Genomic DNA, 16,326 nt, shown 5'->3' with positions numbered 1-16,326 from the left:
CCGCCCCGGTGGGGGCGGGGGCGACCCGGGGCGGTGGGGGTGGGCGCGAGGGGTCGTCGGGGGCGGGGAGTGACCGGACGGGCACTCACTGTTGAGATGTCAAGGCTCGGGGACTCCCCGGTCCTGCGCCGACGGTCGCGGATGGCGGCTTCCGTGGCGCTACGACTTCTTCTTGCGGACCACGATCAGTGCCGCGCCACCGATCACCACCAGGCCGATGGCAACGCCCGCGATCAACGGGGTCGCGTCGGAGCTGCCGGTGGCGGCCAGGTTGACGTCGGCGGAGGTGCTGCCGATCGTGGCCGGGCTCGGCTGGGTGAGGATCTGGGTGGACTCGCCGGCCTCGGAGGCCGCGTCGGCCTGGGTACGGCAGTCGAGGACGCCGGTGAAGCGCTTCTCGTAGCCGCCGGGGCCGGTGATCGTGAAGTCGTAGGCCTGGTCCTCCTGGAGCGGGATGGGCACCGTGCGGGTGTCACCGGCCGCGATGGTGTGCTCGGTGCCCATCAGCTCGAAGGTGAACACCTCGTCGCCCTCGTTGACCGCGGTGATGTCCACGCCGCCCTCGGCGCAGTTCTCCGCCGCGGACAGGGCGGGTATCGCGCCCGTCTCCGCCCAGGTCGCGCTCGCCGTCGCCGTGACCGTGGACTCGCTGGAGCCGGCCAGGATCTGCGTCTGGCTTCTGGTCTCGGAGGCGAAAGCGCGGCCGACCGGCACGGTGGTCGACGCCTGCACCGTCAGCTCGGCGGAGCCGTCCGCGGTGTCCGCCGGCACCTCGAAGAACAGCTCGCTGCCGTTCCGCGCGGTGGTGATGCTCCTGCCGTCCTTGCCGACGATCCGCACCCCGCTCGTCGCGGCGTCGGCCGGCGGGGTCACCGTGACGCTCTCCGCGTTGGTGTGCACGGTCACCGGACCGAGCAGCCCACCGGGGTGGCCGGAGAGCGCGGGCGGGTCGAGGGTCAGCGACGCCTCGGGCTCCGCCACCTCACGGGCGCTCTTCTCCAGATAGTCCGCGAGCTTCTCGGCCTCCGGGTCGACGGCGTCGACGTCCACCCCGTCCGAGTAGCGCCAGATGGCCACCTGCGTACCGGCCGCCGCGTCCTGCTCGCTGAGCCCGCCCCGTACGCCCGCCTTCTTCGCCAGCGAGGCCAGGTCGTTCACCTGCGGGTAGGAGTTCTGCAGGATCCAGCGGATGCGGCCGGCGTCCTTGTTGGCGCCCAGGGAGGTGCCGCTCCAGGGCGTCTCGTGGTACTTGGCGTCCTTCTGCGTGGGGTTGTGGATGTCCACACAGTAGGTCTGCAGCATGCCGCCGCCCTCGACGGACATCTCGAACAGGCCCGCCGAGATCTCCAGGTCGCCCTCGGCGGAGTGCACCACCGCCGTGCCGTACGTCTTCAGGCCGCCTATGGTGGCGGTCGCTCCGCCCTGGGTGTGCGCAGGGGCGGTGTCGGCGACGGCAGGGCCGCCCGTCGCGAGCACACCGCCGACGGCGAGCCCGGACGCCAGCGTGACAGCGGCGAGGCGGGCAGCCCCTCGCCCGCACACGGACAGTGCGGAGAACGAAGAAAACACAGAATTCCCCTTCGAGCAGGACCCGTTGACATGGGGGGACGGTCCCACCAGCAGAATCTCAAGCCACGAGGGCCACGCTCGGCATCCTAGGGATGCGGGCGCACCAGGCTTCCCAGTGATCCCGTCGGACCGGGGATCCGACTCGGAATCGTTATCGCCGAGACCCCCTGCGAACAGGGCTTATCGACAAATCCACCAGGGTCGTCCGGGAACGCATTCATCGATAAGCCGCAGTTCGGGCAGCCTTGTCCTCCGACGTCACGTCACCGCCGCAACCACTGACCCCCGTTGGGACTCGGTGTCGGCCGTGCTCTCCTCCGACTCACCGGCGGGCGTCTCCCACACCGGCTCGGGCTGCTGAGGTGAACCTGCCGCCACCGTCTCGCCCTTGGCGTTCGCGCGCCGGAACGCCGAGGTGCCTCGCGCCAGATCGTGACCGATCGCCACGGCATCGATGTCGGCCGACGTCCAGCTCTGCCCCTCGCGCACGTCCGTCCGCACCTTCAACCGGCCCTGCACGATGACGGGATCGCCCACTCCCAGGGAGGCGGCCGCGTTGGTGGCGAGCTGCCGATTGGCCCACACCGTGAAGAAGTTGGTGTGCCCGTCCGTCCAGGTGTTCTTCTCCCGGTCCCAGTACCGAGAGGTCACCGCCAGCCGGAACCGTGCCGACGGCCCGGCCGCCAACTCCCGGTAGACCGGCTGCGTCGCCACGTTGCCCACCGCGCACACCATCGTCTCGTTCATCTCGTCGTATCCCTCCCCCGCCCGGCCGCTCGCACCGGGCGGACACGCGTACGGGCCCGTCCCGTACGGCTGCGTCTGCCGGCGGCGGCCGCGATCGTTCGCGTACCGCCACCGCCGTGACGACCGCGTCCGTCGCGATCGCCGCAAAGCCAGACTGCCTCCGCCGAGCCGAGCCCGCTGAGCGCTGTGGACGACCCCTGGGCCTGTGGAAAACTCCGCCACCCGTTCGGGGGAGGAAGGGAGAACACGACCGGACAGCGCACCGAGATGCCCGGGGACAAGGCGAGATGACCCGAGGTAAGCGGAGATGCTCGGGGACACGCCGAGACACCTGCGGACGGGCCGAGGTACCCGCGGACACACTGCGACACCCGCGGACAAGCCGAGGTACCCGCGGACAGGCCGAGACGCCCGGGGCAAGTCAAGTTGACCAGAGACAAGCCAAGATGCCAGTGGGCCAAAGGCCCGGCGCCCTACCTCACCCCTGCCCCCGTCCGCAGAACCCGCCCGTACTGCTCCCGAACCTCCCGGTACCGCAGCAGCTCAGCCGCCACCGGATCGAGCACCCGTGCCCGCCCGCACCCGGCCGCCGCCTCCCGCAATCGCCGCTCCGCCTCCAGCCCGTACCGCCGGGCCGGCCCCCGCGCCGCCAGTTTGCAGCTCCACTCCACGAGCGGGCCGCCGACGATCCCGGACACCATCAGCAGTACCGGCACCCCGAGATTCGGTGACATCACCCCGACGATCTGTCCCACCAGCCACAGCCCGCCGACGACCTGGAGCATCGTCATGGACACCTGCACGAGCACGGCCGCGGGCCACCAGCCCGGCCGCGGCGGGCGTCCTGGCGGCAACCCGGCCCGCGCCGTCAGCTCGTCGAGCGCCTCGGGCAACCCATGGGACCCGCGCGCGGCCGCCTCCCGCACGGCCTGCGCCCACGGCGCGGGCAGCCCGGCCGACGCCCGGTCGGCCACCGTACGCACCGCCTGTTCGACCTTCTGCCGCGCGGTGGCCTGCTCGTCGGCATGCGCACGCAACTGCAGTCGTCCCGTGGGAGGTTCGCGCCGGTCCAGGTACCACCGCCACAATCGCAACCAGGGCGTCCCGCACGCCCGGTTGGCGTTGCGCAGCCAGGCCCGTTCGGCGGCCTCACCGGCGGCGGTGGCGCCCACGGCGTCCGCCAGCCGCGCGGAGAACTCGTCGCGCGCCTGCTCACTGAGTCCCGTGCGCCTCCGGGTTGCGTAGACGGGCCACAGCCGCGCCGCGGCGGCATCGAGATCGGCGGAGATACGACGGGCAGCGGCGCCCCGCTCCGCCACGAACTGGCCAAGCACCTCGCGCAGATCCCCGATGCCCTCCCCGGTGAGCGCGGACAGCGCGAGCACGGCCGCGCCCGGTTCGCCGTGCTCCCCCAGGGCGATCCCGTCCTCGTCGAGCAGCCGCCGCAGATCGTCGAGCACCTGGTCGGCCGCCTCCCCGGGGAGCCGGTCGACCTGATTCAGGACGACGATCATGATCTCCGCGTGCCCGGCCATGGGCCGCAGATAACGCTCGTGGAGGACGGCGTCGGCGTACTTCTCCGGATCCACCACCCAGATGATCGCGTCCACGAGATCCAGCAGCCGCTCGGCCTGCTCGCGATGCTGTACGGCGGCGGAGTCGAGGTCGGGCAGGTCCACCAGGACCAGTCCTTGCAGCTGAGCCTCCGCCTCCGGGCTCTGCAACGGGCGCCGGCGCAACCGCCCCGGGATGCCGAGCCGGTCGATGAGGCTCGCCGCACCGTCGCTCCAACTGCACGCGATGGGCGCGGCCGTGGTGGGCCGACGTACGCCCGTCTCCGAGATGGCCACCCCGGCCAGCGCGTTGAACAGCTGCGACTTGCCGCTGCCGGTCGCGCCCGCGATGGCGACGACGGTGTGCAGCCCGGAGAGCTTGCGCCGCGCCGCCGCCTCGTCGAGCACCCGGCCCGCCTCGGCGAGAGTCACGCTGTCGAGCCGGGTGCGCGACAGCCCCACGAGTTCGCGCAGGGCGTCCAGGCGCGACCGCAACGGGCCGTCGTACGACAGCGGCATCACGGTCTGCGGCCCAGTCGGCCTGGTCTCCATTACGGCGGCCTGCTCACCGCCGGTCGTCTCGGTCACCCGACGCGCGATCAGCCCGTCGTCCCAGGCCTCTTCGGACTCCTTGCGGCGGGAGGGGACGTCGCGGCGGGAGGCGCCGGTGCGACCCAAGGGGCCGTCGCGTCGCGGGCCGTCCTGGCGGCGAGGGTCTTCCTCGCGGCGAGGAGCGTCTTGGCGGCGAGGAGCGTCTTGGCGGCGAAGGTCCTCTTCGCGGCGGGGGGTGTCCTGGCGGCGAAGGTCCTCTTCGCGGCGGGGCCCGTTCTCTCGGCGGGGGACGCCATTCAGGCGTGAGCCGTCTCTCACGCGCGCGTGCCCCTGGTTCTCCCCCGATGCGGCGCCCCGTTGCTCCCCCGCCCTGAATGCCCCGGCCCCGGACTCCTCCGTCCCCGGCTCTGCAGCCTTACGCAACGCCTTCCAGGGACGCCTGAAGGCGCCACTCGCCCAATCCGCCCTCCAGGGGGAGTCCTTTCTGGCGGCAGAAGCGCTTTCCCCCGAGTCGCAGTCCTCCCCGGTGGAACCCTTTGACCAGTTTCCGGAATCGACACACACCTCAGAGGGACCGCTTTCGGAATCGCCTCCCTTGGGAGACTCCTTTCCAGAATCATCCCCATGGGCACCGTTTCCGGAATCGCTCTCCACAGGATCACAATCCGCAGCGTCAGGCTCCTCAGGAGTACGCCCCTCGAAGTCACTGTCCTCGGAGTCACCGTCCTCTGGAGTAGGTCCCTCGGAGTCAACGCCCTCAGGGCCAAGCCGCTCGGAGTCACTGTCCTCAGGGCCAGGCCGCTCAAAATCGCCGCCCTCAGGAGTACGCGTCTCAGGGGCACTGCCCTCGGGAGTACGCCCCCAAGGGGCATTGCCCTCAGGAGTCCGCCTCTCGGGGGCACTGTCCCCAGGAGTACGCCCCCAAGGGTCACTGCCCCCAGGAGTACGCCCCTCAGATTCACCGCCCCCACGAGTACGCCCTTCAGGGTCAGGACAATGCCCCTCGGAGTCACCGCCCTCGGTGTCAGGCCCCTCCTCGCGCCCCTCCCCGCACCCCTCGGCGCGCTCGTCCTCCGCGGCCGCCCCCTCCGACCCTTCTACCTCTTCCTTTTCCCCCTCTTGCGCCTCCTCTGCCACCTCTGCCTCTTCAGAACCTTGGACCCCGTATGACTGTTCAGCCCCTCTGATCCCCCCAACCCCCTCGACCCCTTCTGACGCTTTCAACCTTTCAGGCCCCTCCAGCTTCTCCGGTTGCTCGGGATCGGCGTGTTCCGTGCGGTCCTGGTCAGTGACGGCAGTCACCGGTCACCTCTCCTTCTGCAGTACGGACAACGCGGCGATGAGTTCGGCCTGCGGTTCGGGATGGACGTCGAGGGCGTCGAGGGGCGCGAGGCGGCGCTCGCGTTCGTTGTGCATGACCCGGTTCACGTACTCGGTGAGCAGCCGCCCGCCGCGGTCGCGCAGCCGCAGCGCCCCGTGCGCGCCGATCCGCTCGGCGAGCCCCTCACCCGCGGAGCGGGCTCGACGGCCGCCCAGCAGCGCGGTGGCGACCAGGGCGGCGATCACCTCGGGGTCCTGCGCGGCGCCCCGGTCGAGGCCGCGTACCTCGTCCTCGGCGTACTCCTCGACCTCGCGCCGCCACCGCCGTACCGCCATCCCGATGCGGTGCTCGGCGTTCTCCAGGGACGCGTCGCGGTCCACGAGCTCCGGGGCACGCGCCGCCGGTTCGCGGCGCCAGGAATCGTCGACGCGCTCGTCGGCGGCGGTGACGGCACACAGCAGGAGCGCGCTGAGGCTCTCCACGAGGGCGTCGAGGAGTTCCCCGGCAGTGCAGTCGAGCGGAAAGGCCCGCCAGCGTTTCAGGGCGTCCCCGGCGAGCACGGCACCGGACTGCAGGCGCCCCTTTACGCGCGCGTGCTCGTTGTCGTAGGCGAGGTCGACGGCGGAGGTGAGCCGGAGGGCGGCGGCGTACTGGGCTGCGGCGGCGCTGGCCAGTTCGGGCATCCGGGACTTGAGCGAGTTGAGGACGCCGTGCGCCGTACGGGCCATGGCGTGCTGGCGGGCGCCGCGGTCCTGGGTCTGCTGGGCGAGCCAGGTGCGCAGCGGCGCGACGGCGGTGGCCGGCAGCAGCCCGCCGCCCCAGGCGGACTCGGGCAGTTCGGGCACGGTGAAGCGGGGCACGTCGCCGAGGCCGGCCTTGGTGAGCAGGGCGCCGTACTGCCGGGAGACCTCGGAGACGACCTGGTGGGGGACCCGGTCGAGGACCGTGATCAGCGTGGCGTCGTACTCCTTGGCGGCGCGCAGCAGGTGCCAGGGGACGGCGTCGGCGTACCGAGCGGCCGTGGTGACCATGATCCAGATGTCGGCGGCACAGATCAGCTCGGCGGCGAGGGTGCGGTTGTCGGCGACCAAGGAGTCGATGTCGGGCGCGTCGAGGAGGGCGAGGCCCGGCGGCAGGGTCTCGGCGGCCTCGATCCGCAGCACGCGCGCGGGGTTCTCGCCGGGGCCCAGCAGATCGTCGTCGGGCTCGCGGTGGGGCATCCACACGCGCGTGAGGTCGGGCAGGACGCGCATGCCGCTGAACCAGTGATGATCCTCCGGGTGGCAGACCAGGACAGGCGTCCGGGTCGTGGGCCGCAGGACGCCGGCCTCGCTCACTCGGCGGCCGACGAGGGAGTTGACGAGGGTCGACTTGCCGGCGCCCGTGGAGCCGCCCACGACCGCCAGCAAGGGCGCTTCAGGCTCTCTCAGGCGGGGCACCAAGTAGTCGTCGAGCTGGGCGAGTAGTTCGTCGCGGTTGGCACGCGCGCGTGGGGCCCCCGCCAGGGGCAGCGGGAAGCGTGCGGCGGCGACGCGGTCGCGCAGGGCGGAAAGTGCGTCGAGCAGCTGAGGCCGTACGTCCAAGGTCACCACATGCGAAGAATGCCCAATTTTATGGGATATCTGAAGCATATGAGCATGTCTGCGCGCCGATAGAACACAAGGGACGGAAGGGGCGACTGGGACACGGACACAGTCCAGGCATAACGAGTGCACAACACCCGGCGCGTGAGGCGTCAAAAGCGATGCACGATTCGTACCTGCCTGCGATTATCAGGACCGCTTCACCGAACCTCCACATCGAGCCACGGAGGCGAAGCAGCAGGGTCAAGGATCCGGGAGCTCTATCCTTGTCCCCGGCAACGTCACGGATCAGCCCACACCCGGGGCACCCACGACAGAGGCCACACACCCGGCCCCCGTAGCTCAGTGGATAGAGCAGGCGCCTTCTAAGCGCTTGGCCGCAGGTTCGAGTCCTGCCGGGGGCGCAAGTCTCCGCCCTCCCCGCCGGGAGGGCTTTTTTGCTGGCCCGAGCGCGGAGCATCGAGGTCCGCGCGCAGGGAGTGCCGTGATCCCAAGCAGCCCTGGGACGGCACACGCAAATCCTCGCACCCCTGAACGTTCCTGCTCGTCAGCCGCCAGACTTCTTGATCGCTCACGGCAGTGAACCGACCGAGATCCTGCAACCTGCGTCCGCTGGACGCGTTACTCCGGGTACTCATCAGGAGATCATCAGAAGGGGCCACCCGGGTCATGCGCAACGTCAGGCGTCTCGTCACAGCATTGGCCGCCGCAGGAGCCGTCATCCTCGGCACACCAGCGAGTGCGCACGCCGGGGCGATCGGCTCAACTCCTGTGCGCACCTTCGAGTACAGCGTGGGCGGCATGACCGTGAAGGTCCCGACCGGTTGCATGCTCACGCACATCATCCGAGGAAACGGCAGGAAGATCACCTACCAGAATGCTGGTGTCGGCTGCGCCTTCGTCGCCGCACTCGGCACCGGCTTCTGCAACTGGCGCATCGACTTCACATACGCCGACACCAACAACCGCACGTATCGCACCTCACGTGGCAGGACGCACGCCGAGTGCAAGATCGACCCCATGCGGACCAACCCTCCGCAGACCTTGCCTCGTTATGGAAAGGCATGCGCCCGCCTCTATGTCAACGGCGTGCGCCGCGTGAGTCAGTGCCACCACATCACGAAGTGAGCCGTTCATGATCGAACAGGGACAGCGGCAGGGGCGGAGCCCCGACAGGGCGTGGGAGACGCGGCGGCGGGCCGTCGGGGGTGCCGCCTTCTTCGTGGGTCTGGTCGGCACCCTTGCTGTCTTCGCCTTCTTCCCAGGTCTGCCGCACATCATCGACTGGGGAGCCATCCTCGTTTCCCTCGCCGTGGGCGCGGTTGCCCGGTGGGGGTGTCTGGCATGGGGGACGAGGAGAGCGGCGAAGAAGTCCGAAGGGATGTAGGGATTGTGAGGTGAGGCGGGCGATGCGCGGGCAGCCGTCAGTCGAAGATCTTGACGTTGCGTGCCGCCCAGTCGTCGAAGGTGGTCGCCGGGCGGCCCAGGAGAGACCGCACGTCGGGGCTCACCCGGCGCTCCGCCGGTAGCGGCTCGCCCAGCACGTCGAGCGTGCCCTCCACCACCGCCTCCGGCATGAACTGCGCCATCCTTACCCGGGCTTGTTCGCGTGTCAGTTCTATGAAGCGGAGCGGCGCCCCCAACGCCTCCCCCAGCACCTCGGCCTGCCGGCAAGGCGAGATCGCGGTCGGGCCGGTCAGTTCGTACGTCCGGCCCCCGTGGCCGTCCTCCCGCAGCACCACCGACGCCACCTCCGCGATGTCCACCGGATCCACCACCGGCAGCGCCACGTCGCCGAACGGGGCGATCACCGTGCGGTCGGCGCGGACGGTCTCGGCCCAGGCGTAGGCGTTCGAGGCGAAGCCCGCCGGGCGGAGGATCGTCCACTCCCCGCCCCAGGCCCGTACCGCCGCCTCGAACTCCCGCAGCCGCGCGTGCGAGGCGACCTCCGGGCGAGTGCCGGTCACCTGGGAGGAGAGGAGGACCACTCGCCGAACGCCGGCGGCCTCCGCCATGCCCAACAGGTCCTCCGCCGGTGTGCCGCCGGTCAGCAGCGCGCCGGCGACGAGGACGAACAGGGCCTCCGCTCCCTCCAGCGCCGGCCGCAGGCTCTCGGGCGCCGCCAGGTCCGCTCGTATGTGACGGGCGCCCTCAGGAAGGGCGTAGGGCAGTCGGCCCCGTGTGACGGCCGTCGTTTTCCGGCCCTGCGCCGCGAGCCCGGCCACCAGCGGGCGGCCGACGTTTCCCGAGGCTCCGATGACAACGATCATGACTGACTCCCCACGTCCGAAACGGTTCTGCCAGGACGTCGGGGACGCTAGCATCGCACGTATAGTAGGTACCTAGAAGAAAGTGACTACCCAGGAGGGCGCCGTGAGCGACACCACCGGCAAGCGCGGCCGAAGCGTCGAGCCCGAGCTCGCCTGTCCTGTGTCGCCCGTGCTCGACATCGTGTTCAGCCGGTGGACCACGCCGATCCTGTGGACGCTCAACGAGTACGGCCGGCAGCGCTTCGTCGAGCTTCAGCGCACCGTCGGCACCATCACGCCGAAGGTCCTCACCCAGCGGCTGCGCCAGATGGAGCGCGACGGCCTGGTGATCCGCACGTACCACCCGGAGGTGCCGCCCCGGGTGGAGTACGAGATCAGCGAGCTCGGCCGCAGCCTCGCGCCGATCTTCGCCGCGCTCGCCCACTGGTCCGCCGAGAACCTGCCCAAGGTCGATCGGGCCCGCCGCGAGTTCGACGCCGAAGCGCCTGTTCAAAAAGGGTGATCCCCAGATGATCACCGTTACCCCGCCAGGACACCCGCGTTGAACGGAAAGTCGGCGGCACCTCCTGCTGCCGCGCTTTCCGAGTCACTAAGGAGAACGTGATGTCACGCATCGCGAAGGCAGCCGGTGTCGCCCTCGGCACGGGCGCCATGGTCCTCAGCGGGGCCGGCCTGGCCATGGCGGACACGGGTGCCGAGGCGGCGGCCGTCGGCTCGCCCGGCGTGCTGTCCGGCAACGTCGTCCAGATTCCGATCCACGTGCCGATCAACGTGTGCGGGAACACCGTCAACATCGTCGGCCTGCTGAACCCGGCCTTCGGCAACAGCTGCGAGAACAACGGCGGTAAGGACAAGGACGACAAGAACAAGGCCGCCGAGGACAAGGTCGTCAACGCCTACGGCAACTGAGACGCCGTACGCCACGGGGTACTGACCGCCGTACACCACGGGGTACTGACCAGTGCCTCGCGAGGCACCCACCAGTACCCCGAGGTACCTGCCCGTACCTCGACGAGCCCCGGCACCCCCGAGCGCCGGGGCTCTTCCATGTCCGCGCGACTCACCCACTCACCCGTACCGGTAGAACCTCCCGTGATCCTCCAGCTGATCCGGCGTCACATTCCATGGCGGCAGCGGTTCGTGACGGGCCAGCACCCGCCCGCGCTGCGGGTCGTTCCGCCCCGGTGGCCTGGCCGGCAGGTACCGGTGTTCACGGTGCCGTCGCTGCCACTGTGACCACAGCAGATCGACGAAGGCGTGGTGCAGCCAGAAGACCGGGTCGTTGACGGAGGCACCACCGACCATGGCGCCGCCAACCCACCGGTGCACCCGGTTGTGGTTCCGCCACGAGACGCTGCCCCGGCCAGCACCCCACCCCTCCAGCTTGTTGCGGAACCCCTTGCCGACCGTCGAGTCCCAGGGCGGAACGTCGTACGCCGGATCCTTCAGCGCCCACTCCACGTCGCTCTTCGTCGGCAGTTCGATCGGATCCCGGGCCCGGCCGAGGTCCCGGGTCAGGAACCTCACGTCCGTGACGTTCTCCCTGATCGTCCAGTTGCCCTCCGCGTACGCGAACGGCCCGGTCATCACCTGCCGGTCCGACCGCCGCCCGTTGCCGCCCAGCAGGTCACGCGTCCACGGCACCGACGTCGGCCCGCGGTCGCGCGTCCAGTCCCAGTACGGCACCGTCACCGCCGGATCCACCCGCTGCAACGCCCGCTCCAGCTCCAGCAGGAACTGGCGGTGCCAGGGCAGGAACGACGGCGCCATGTGGGCCGCACGCAGACCCCTCTCGCCGTCGGCGACGTAGTACTCGATGTGCAGCCGCACGAACTCGTCGTACTCGCCCCGCCGTTTCAGCGTCAGCAGCGCATTGACGAACCGGCGCCTCTCACTGCTGGTCAGCGTGGTGACGTCCTTACGCGTGTACGCCATGAAGGCCCCCCTCCGTCAGCGGCAACCGCCCCGCCGGGCCCAGCTCGTCGACGGCCGCGCGCGCCGCCTCCAGGGGGGTGGGGTACGAGCAGTAGTGGTCGACCATGCTCAGCCAGGTGCCGTCGGCACGGCGCATCAGATGCAGCGGGCGGCCGTCCACGGTGACCCGGCTTCCGGTGCCCCGGATCCGGCGGCCACGGTACGTCTCGTCGAACGCCGCGCCGGTGCCGGTGAGGCCCGTCGGGAGACAGCCCGGGACCGCCAGGACGGCGGCGGCCGACGCGAGCAGACCTCGCACGACCTCCCGCCGCGTACCCCACCCGAGGCCCCGCCTCGCACGGCCCACGACCTCCCGCCGCGTACCCCACCCGAGGCCCCGCCTCGCGCGGCCCACGACGCCCCGCCGCGTACCCCACCCGAGATCCCGCCTCGCGCGGCCCACGACGCCCCGCCGCGTGTCCCGCACGCCCCCCGCCGCCCCCGCTCTCTCGGCACCGCCGCCGTCTTCCGCACCCACCGCCGCTCCGCCGCTGACGACCATCGTGTGCTCCTCCTCCGGTTCGGTTGTCGTACCGGAGTAACCGCGCGGCGTCCCACCCGGTCACCGTCATGGTCCGGACAGCCCAAGGGCCCGGACGCCGCCGCCCGGGCCCGGTACGCCCCTACAGACCGGGCCCCATCACCAGGTTCGCGCCCGGCGCCGTCTGCAACGTCGGTGCGAGCACGCCCAGCTGAGGCTGCTTCAGGTGGGGCAGGCCGTACCGTTCGCGGGTCGGGCCGGTGAGCGGAGCGTCCACGTTCACGCCGGGGGCCAGTGCGCGCAGGTCGGAGGCGGGCACGGAGACGCCCGCGTGGTCGAAGTCGTCGCCGAGGATGTGGGGCACCGGCGCGCGCACGCCCGCGCCGGGCACCCCACCGTTGACCGGCAGTTGCGGCAGCGCCCGCTCCGGGAGGAGGCGGCCCTCGACGTACCGCGGCCCCTCGGGCGCCCCCGGCTTCGGCGTCGGGATCTCGGCCCCGATCTGCGGCAGCTCCACACCGAGGGCGGTTTCGGCGCCCTCCAAGGGCACGGGGACGGGGAACGCGGCGGCGGGGGACGCGGTGGCGGCACCGGTCGCGGCGGCCGCCACGCACGTGAGCACTGCGGCGAGGGTTCCTCGGGTGGTCGACTTCATCTCGGATGCGGTCCCTTTCGGAATTCGGCGAGCTATGCGTGCGTACCGAGTAACGAGCCGGGAAACACCACCAGCGCACAATTCGCCCGACTGCCGGAGTAATACGAGGGTCAGCTCGTCCAGAAGTCCCACCAGCGCGTCAGAATCAGCATCCCGACGAATCCGAGATGCAGCACCGTCAGCAACCACGTGAACTCGTCGAAGACCGTACGCAACCAGCGCGGAGCGGGCAGGAATTCCTGCCGTACGTTGTACGCCGTCACGTACCAGAACATCGGAATGGTCGCCAGCCAGGCCAGCGCGCACCACAGGCACAGCGCGTTGATCCGGTACAGCGACTCGAACTGGAGCCAGGAGACGAATCCCACGCCGAACAGGCAGCCAGCGTCGAAGGTCAGCCAGTACCAGCGGGGGAAGGCCGCGCCGGTGAGCAGGCTCACGCCGACGCAGATCACGACGGCGTAGGCGACCAGGCCGAGCATCGGGTTGGGGAAGCCGAGGGCCGCGGCCTGGTCGCTCTCCATGACGTTGCCGCAGGAGAGCACCGGATTCAGGCTGCATCCCGGCGTGAAGTCGGGGTCCTCCAGGAGTTTGAACTTGTCCAGGGTGATGATCCACGAGGCCAGCAGTCCCGCCGCTCCCGTGAGGACCAGGAGGAGGGCGAACGCCCGGCCGGCTCCGGCTGTCCCGGCCGGGCGGGCGTGCTGCCCGACGGTGCGCGCCATCACTGTCGCAGGCTGCGCGCCGGCAGAAGCAGATGCGCGGAGGCCTTCACGGTCTCCTCGGCGGTGACGAACTCACGCAGCGCATCGGCGGTGACGACCTTGCCGACCTGGGGCTCGGGCCAGGGGCGGGCGGTGAACAGGAAGTAGGCGCAACCGCGTTTGGCCACGGCCGTGAGCCAGGCCGGCGGGACCGGGCACTGGGTGGTGAGGCGCGGCATGGTGACGACGGCCTGGCCTGCCACGACGAGCAGGCTGACCGGGAGGCTCGGCCGGGCGCGGCCGTCGATCACATCGTCGCCGAGGGACAGGCCGATGTCGTTCAGCAGTCTCTCGACGGCGGCGCTCGCGGCCTCGGGACCGCCGGGGGCGTCTCCGCGGGAGCAGGCGAGGAGGTAGGGCATGTCGTTGCCGTCCTGGATCGTTCCGGTCCAGTGCATGATGGCGAGCGTGCCCAGGTCGGCGGGGTGGAACGGGCGGGCTTCACTGGGGGTTGTGGTCACCGCGCGACCCTATCCACGCGCCGCAGCCGGCCCGGCGGTGTTCTCACCCGTGCGGACCAGAGCCCCCGTGGGGGTCCATCCGAACGAGGGATGCGCCCCCGAAAGCGTGCGAAGGGCCGATTCCGGCGGGGAACGGAATCGGCCCTTGTGACGCACGGCACCCGGGGAACGTTCTCAGCTCTTCCGCGGCTTTCCACTCAGCAGCCCGTTCTTGTTGAGCGTGGTGGTCGTTTCCTTGACGGTGCTGAGGACCGAGTCCTTGTTCTCGGTGTTGAGCGCGTCCGACTGGTGCTTCAGCGGCATGACGTCGATGGGGCCCTTGGTGATCGTGTTCACGGCGCCGTTGAGGCTGGTGGGCGTGACTGTGGCGGGGTCGTAGGTGGCGAACGCGGGCGTGGCGACACTCGCGGCGACGAGGGACCCGGCAAGGACAGCGGCGGCCTTCAGCGACTTCATCGTGGTCCTTTCTTCGGCAACTCGCGTCGCCGGAGGGAATTCTGACGCCGTGCCCAACGAGTTCCGCAAGGACCGGAAACGGCGTTCCGTTTCCTCATATAACAGCCGGATATCACCGCCGTTTCCGGCCCTCGTGGCGGGTTTCCGCGTGCCGGGTTTCCGCAGGATCAGGAAGCGGGCGTCCGCTCCGGCAGGCTCCGCTCGGGCAGTTCGCCGCCCAGTGCGACGGTGAGGACGTCGACCAGTCCGGTCAGCACGTCCGTGGCCGCCGGGACCACCTGGGTCACCACACCGGATGTGGCCGCGTCGATCAGCTCGGCGATCACCTCCTGGAGATCGGCGATCACGTCCTCCGGGATGTCGACGGACGCCGCCTCGGAGTCGTCCTCGGCGGGAGCCGGCAGGGTCGTCGCGGGCACGCTGGTGGCCGGCAGGGTCGTCGCCGGATCGGCGGAAGCCGTGGGAGCGGCAGGAGTGGACGGAGCGGCGGGAGTCGACGGGGCGGCCGGAGTCGAGGGAGCCGCGGGCGTCGACGAAGCGGCGGGCGTCTCGGGAGCGGCCGGAGCCGAGGGAAGCACGGCGGACGGCGACGGCGTGGTCGTCGCCGGCGCCATCACCGGGATCCCCGCCAGGATCTTCGCGATCGCCTCCCGCACCGAGTCCTCCAGCTCGGTCGCCTCCTCCTCCGTCAGCTGACTCTCCTCGGCCGTGAGGACGGTGTCGAGCAGGTCGGTCACCGGGGTGAGCACGGTGTCGAGGTCGGCCAGGTACTCGATCTCGGCGAGCAGTTCGTCCGCGTCGGGGACGGGGGTGGCGGTACGCGGCTGGGCCGAGGCGTGGTCGGCCGCCACGGCAGCGGGGGCTGCGATGCCGAGGAGGAAGGTGGCGCAGAGTGCGGAGGACGCGATACGCCGTACGGGCAGACCACGCATGGGCGTTCCTTTCGATGGTGCTTCGGGTCTCGTGGCCACCGTGCGGGTGACCCTCGCACACCGCAACCGCTCGAACACCCTGAGCAACCATCGAGCCGACCGCATCATCGCTGGTGGGACGCCCTGTCAGGCGCCGCGCACCGGCCCGCCGCACCCCTGCCCCATTCGAGGCACGGCAGGTGATCCGGCCGTCCTCCCGCCCGGGAGAACGGCCGGCCGAGGAGGTGCGTCGGCGTCAGTCGTTCTCGCACTGGTTGCCGAACGCCGGGTTCAGCAGGGCGATGAAGTCGACCGTGTTGCCGCAGACGTTGATCGGGACGTGGAGGGGAACCTGAACGACGTTGCCCGACAGCACACCCGGGGAGTGGGCGGCGGCGGCCTGGGCGCCACTGTCGGCGGCGGCCACGCCGACGGTACCCGCCACCGTGGCGGCGGCTACGGAGGTCAGGACCAGGCCCTTCGCGATACGCGACATGGAGAGGTGCTCCTTGGGGTTGACGCAAACATCCGGGCGGATGCCCGGCGTTGTGACAACGCGTGGCGCGCGCGGGAGTTGTGCCGCCAATGGGGTGATCCGAGCCCGGAGCTGCATTCACCATTCCGACACACTTGTCCGGTTTCGAATACTTCATACCGATATCGACTAGTGTTTCCGACCGTCCGACACACCCTGTAGCACGCCTTTCGAAAGGCACCGCCGGCCATGCGCAATTCCCTGGGTTCGCTGCTGCGCCGCGCGACGGTGGGCGTACTCGCCCCCGCCACGATCTGGACACCGGGCGGCGCCCGGGCGGGCGCACGGGTTCCGTCGCATGCGAGCACGCTCGGCCATGAATCGGACGTGTTCGATCTTTCTACGGGTTTCCGATCAAACGATAACCAGTCGGCCTTCCGGCTCGTTTCCCACCGGGACGCGGCCTGGGCCGGTGTGCTGTTCGTCGCCGCCGACATCCGGCCGTGAGGCGCGTGCCCGCCCGTCCAGCGACACCCGTGAGCGAGGAAACCGCG

Annotated in this window: 18 protein-coding genes and 1 tRNA gene; 6 read left to right on the top strand and 13 right to left on the bottom strand. The window is 70.6% G+C overall.

The features are described 5' to 3' along the window. Positions 1-159: 159 nt before the first annotated feature. From I2W78_RS25870 to I2W78_RS25855, 4 genes are all read right to left on the bottom strand, one after another. A complete protein-coding gene (locus tag I2W78_RS25870) occupies positions 160-1,569 on the bottom strand; it encodes a Cys-Gln thioester bond-forming surface protein (RefSeq protein ID WP_196462663.1) in 1,410 nt (469 codons plus the stop codon). Positions 1,570-1,827: 258 nt separating this feature from the next. Then, on the bottom strand, positions 1,828-2,316 hold the full coding sequence (locus I2W78_RS25865; protein WP_196462662.1) for a single-stranded DNA-binding protein: 489 nt from the start codon (positions 2,314-2,316) through the stop codon (positions 1,828-1,830). A gap of 473 nt (positions 2,317-2,789) precedes the next feature. Next, positions 2,790-4,547, bottom strand: a complete 1,758-nt coding sequence (locus tag I2W78_RS25860) for a YfjP family GTPase (protein WP_307783781.1) — start codon at positions 4,545-4,547, stop codon at positions 2,790-2,792. Between the two features lie 1,179 nt (positions 4,548-5,726). Then, a complete protein-coding gene (locus I2W78_RS25855; RefSeq protein WP_196462660.1) occupies positions 5,727-7,334 on the bottom strand; it encodes a dynamin family protein in 1,608 nt (535 codons plus the stop codon). 322 nt (positions 7,335-7,656) lie between these two features. On the opposite strand from I2W78_RS25855, the gene I2W78_RS25850 reads away from it, so the two are divergent. The 3 genes from I2W78_RS25850 to I2W78_RS25840 all read left to right on the top strand — a co-directional run bounded on the left by I2W78_RS25850 (position 7,657) and on the right by I2W78_RS25840 (position 8,712). Next, positions 7,657-7,729, top strand: a tRNA-Arg gene (locus I2W78_RS25850). Positions 7,730-7,994: 265 nt separating this feature from the next. Further along, positions 7,995-8,453, top strand: a complete 459-nt coding sequence (locus I2W78_RS25845) for a hypothetical protein (RefSeq protein WP_196462659.1) — start codon at positions 7,995-7,997, stop codon at positions 8,451-8,453. A gap of 7 nt (positions 8,454-8,460) precedes the next feature. After that, on the top strand, positions 8,461-8,712 hold the full coding sequence (locus tag I2W78_RS25840; protein ID WP_196462658.1) for a hypothetical protein: 252 nt from the start codon (positions 8,461-8,463) through the stop codon (positions 8,710-8,712). A 37-nt stretch (positions 8,713-8,749) separates the two neighbouring features. Here I2W78_RS25840 and I2W78_RS25835 read toward each other — a convergent pair whose 3' ends face one another. Beyond that, positions 8,750-9,595 (bottom strand): NAD(P)H-binding protein, encoded by an 846-nt coding sequence (locus tag I2W78_RS25835; RefSeq protein ID WP_196462657.1) that lies wholly within the window; start codon positions 9,593-9,595, stop codon positions 8,750-8,752. Between the two features lie 103 nt (positions 9,596-9,698). Between I2W78_RS25835 and I2W78_RS25830 the strand changes: the two genes are divergently transcribed. Then, positions 9,699-10,097 carry a winged helix-turn-helix transcriptional regulator gene (locus I2W78_RS25830; RefSeq protein WP_196462656.1) on the top strand — a complete coding sequence of 133 codons (399 nt, stop codon included), beginning with the start codon at positions 9,699-9,701 and terminating at the stop codon, positions 10,095-10,097. A 101-nt stretch (positions 10,098-10,198) separates the two neighbouring features. Continuing rightward, the gene (locus I2W78_RS25825) at positions 10,199-10,504 is read left to right on the top strand and encodes a chaplin (protein ID WP_196462655.1); all 306 of its coding nucleotides are present in this window, start codon (positions 10,199-10,201) and stop codon (positions 10,502-10,504) included. Between the two features lie 159 nt (positions 10,505-10,663). On the opposite strand, the gene I2W78_RS25820 is transcribed toward I2W78_RS25825, so the two are convergent. From I2W78_RS25820 to chpG, 8 genes are all read right to left on the bottom strand, one after another. Then, positions 10,664-11,530 (bottom strand): tyrosinase family protein, encoded by an 867-nt coding sequence (locus I2W78_RS25820; RefSeq protein ID WP_196462654.1) that lies wholly within the window; start codon positions 11,528-11,530, stop codon positions 10,664-10,666. Further along, positions 11,514-11,876, bottom strand: coding sequence for a tyrosinase family oxidase copper chaperone (locus tag I2W78_RS25815; RefSeq protein ID WP_307783780.1), 363 nt, complete (start codon positions 11,874-11,876; stop codon positions 11,514-11,516). Before I2W78_RS25815 ends, I2W78_RS25820 begins: the two co-directional genes overlap by 17 nt. Before the next feature lie 316 nt (positions 11,877-12,192). Beyond that, positions 12,193-12,705 carry a hypothetical protein gene (locus I2W78_RS25810; RefSeq protein WP_196462653.1) on the bottom strand — a complete coding sequence of 171 codons (513 nt, stop codon included), beginning with the start codon at positions 12,703-12,705 and terminating at the stop codon, positions 12,193-12,195. A gap of 110 nt (positions 12,706-12,815) precedes the next feature. Next, positions 12,816-13,430, bottom strand: a complete 615-nt coding sequence (locus tag I2W78_RS25805) for a vitamin K epoxide reductase family protein (RefSeq protein ID WP_196462652.1) — start codon at positions 13,428-13,430, stop codon at positions 12,816-12,818. Continuing rightward, a complete protein-coding gene (locus I2W78_RS25800) occupies positions 13,430-13,930 on the bottom strand; it encodes a DUF5949 family protein (protein ID WP_196462651.1) in 501 nt (166 codons plus the stop codon). The genes I2W78_RS25805 and I2W78_RS25800 overlap by 1 nt, the downstream gene beginning before the upstream one ends. 174 nt (positions 13,931-14,104) lie before the next feature. Beyond that, on the bottom strand, positions 14,105-14,386 hold the full coding sequence (locus tag I2W78_RS25795) for a hypothetical protein (protein ID WP_196462650.1): 282 nt from the start codon (positions 14,384-14,386) through the stop codon (positions 14,105-14,107). A 167-nt stretch (positions 14,387-14,553) separates the two neighbouring features. Beyond that, positions 14,554-15,318, bottom strand: a complete 765-nt coding sequence (locus I2W78_RS25790; RefSeq protein WP_196462649.1) for a hypothetical protein — start codon at positions 15,316-15,318, stop codon at positions 14,554-14,556. A 235-nt stretch (positions 15,319-15,553) separates the two neighbouring features. Then, positions 15,554-15,793 (bottom strand): chaplin ChpG, encoded by a 240-nt coding sequence (gene chpG, locus I2W78_RS25785; RefSeq protein WP_196462648.1) that lies wholly within the window; start codon positions 15,791-15,793, stop codon positions 15,554-15,556. Between the two features lie 228 nt (positions 15,794-16,021). On the opposite strand from chpG, the gene I2W78_RS25780 reads away from it, so the two are divergent. Further along, on the top strand, positions 16,022-16,279 hold the full coding sequence (locus tag I2W78_RS25780; protein WP_196462647.1) for a hypothetical protein: 258 nt from the start codon (positions 16,022-16,024) through the stop codon (positions 16,277-16,279). Positions 16,280-16,326 lie beyond the last annotated feature (47 nt).

This window comes from Streptomyces spinoverrucosus (assembly GCF_015712165.1).
Lineage (GTDB): Bacteria > Actinomycetota > Actinomycetes > Streptomycetales > Streptomycetaceae > Streptomyces > Streptomyces spinoverrucosus_A.
The sequence above is the reverse complement of the archived record's forward strand: the minus strand, read 5'-3'. Positions and strand labels throughout refer to the sequence as shown.

Excerpts from the sequence above, each read along its gene's own strand:
- I2W78_RS25865 (WP_196462662.1), bottom strand. The coding sequence starts at position 2,316 with ATGAACGAGACGATGGTGTGCGCGGTGGGCAACGTGGCGACGCAGCCG.
- I2W78_RS25845 (WP_196462659.1), top strand. The coding sequence starts at position 7,995 with ATGCGCAACGTCAGGCGTCTCGTCACAGCATTGGCCGCCGCAGGAGCC.
- I2W78_RS25840 (WP_196462658.1), top strand. The coding sequence starts at position 8,461 with ATGATCGAACAGGGACAGCGGCAGGGGCGGAGCCCCGACAGGGCGTGG.
- I2W78_RS25835 (WP_196462657.1), bottom strand. The coding sequence starts at position 9,595 with ATGATCGTTGTCATCGGAGCCTCGGGAAACGTCGGCCGCCCGCTGGTG.
- I2W78_RS25825 (WP_196462655.1), top strand. The coding sequence starts at position 10,199 with ATGTCACGCATCGCGAAGGCAGCCGGTGTCGCCCTCGGCACGGGCGCC.
- I2W78_RS25820 (WP_196462654.1), bottom strand. The coding sequence starts at position 11,530 with ATGGCGTACACGCGTAAGGACGTCACCACGCTGACCAGCAGTGAGAGG.
- I2W78_RS25810 (WP_196462653.1), bottom strand. The coding sequence starts at position 12,705 with ATGAAGTCGACCACCCGAGGAACCCTCGCCGCAGTGCTCACGTGCGTG.
- I2W78_RS25805 (WP_196462652.1), bottom strand. The coding sequence starts at position 13,430 with ATGGCGCGCACCGTCGGGCAGCACGCCCGCCCGGCCGGGACAGCCGGA.
- I2W78_RS25795 (WP_196462650.1), bottom strand. The coding sequence starts at position 14,386 with ATGAAGTCGCTGAAGGCCGCCGCTGTCCTTGCCGGGTCCCTCGTCGCC.
- I2W78_RS25790 (WP_196462649.1), bottom strand. The coding sequence starts at position 15,318 with ATGCGTGGTCTGCCCGTACGGCGTATCGCGTCCTCCGCACTCTGCGCC.
- chpG (WP_196462648.1), bottom strand. The coding sequence starts at position 15,793 with ATGTCGCGTATCGCGAAGGGCCTGGTCCTGACCTCCGTAGCCGCCGCC.
- I2W78_RS25780 (WP_196462647.1), top strand. The coding sequence starts at position 16,022 with ATGCGCAATTCCCTGGGTTCGCTGCTGCGCCGCGCGACGGTGGGCGTA.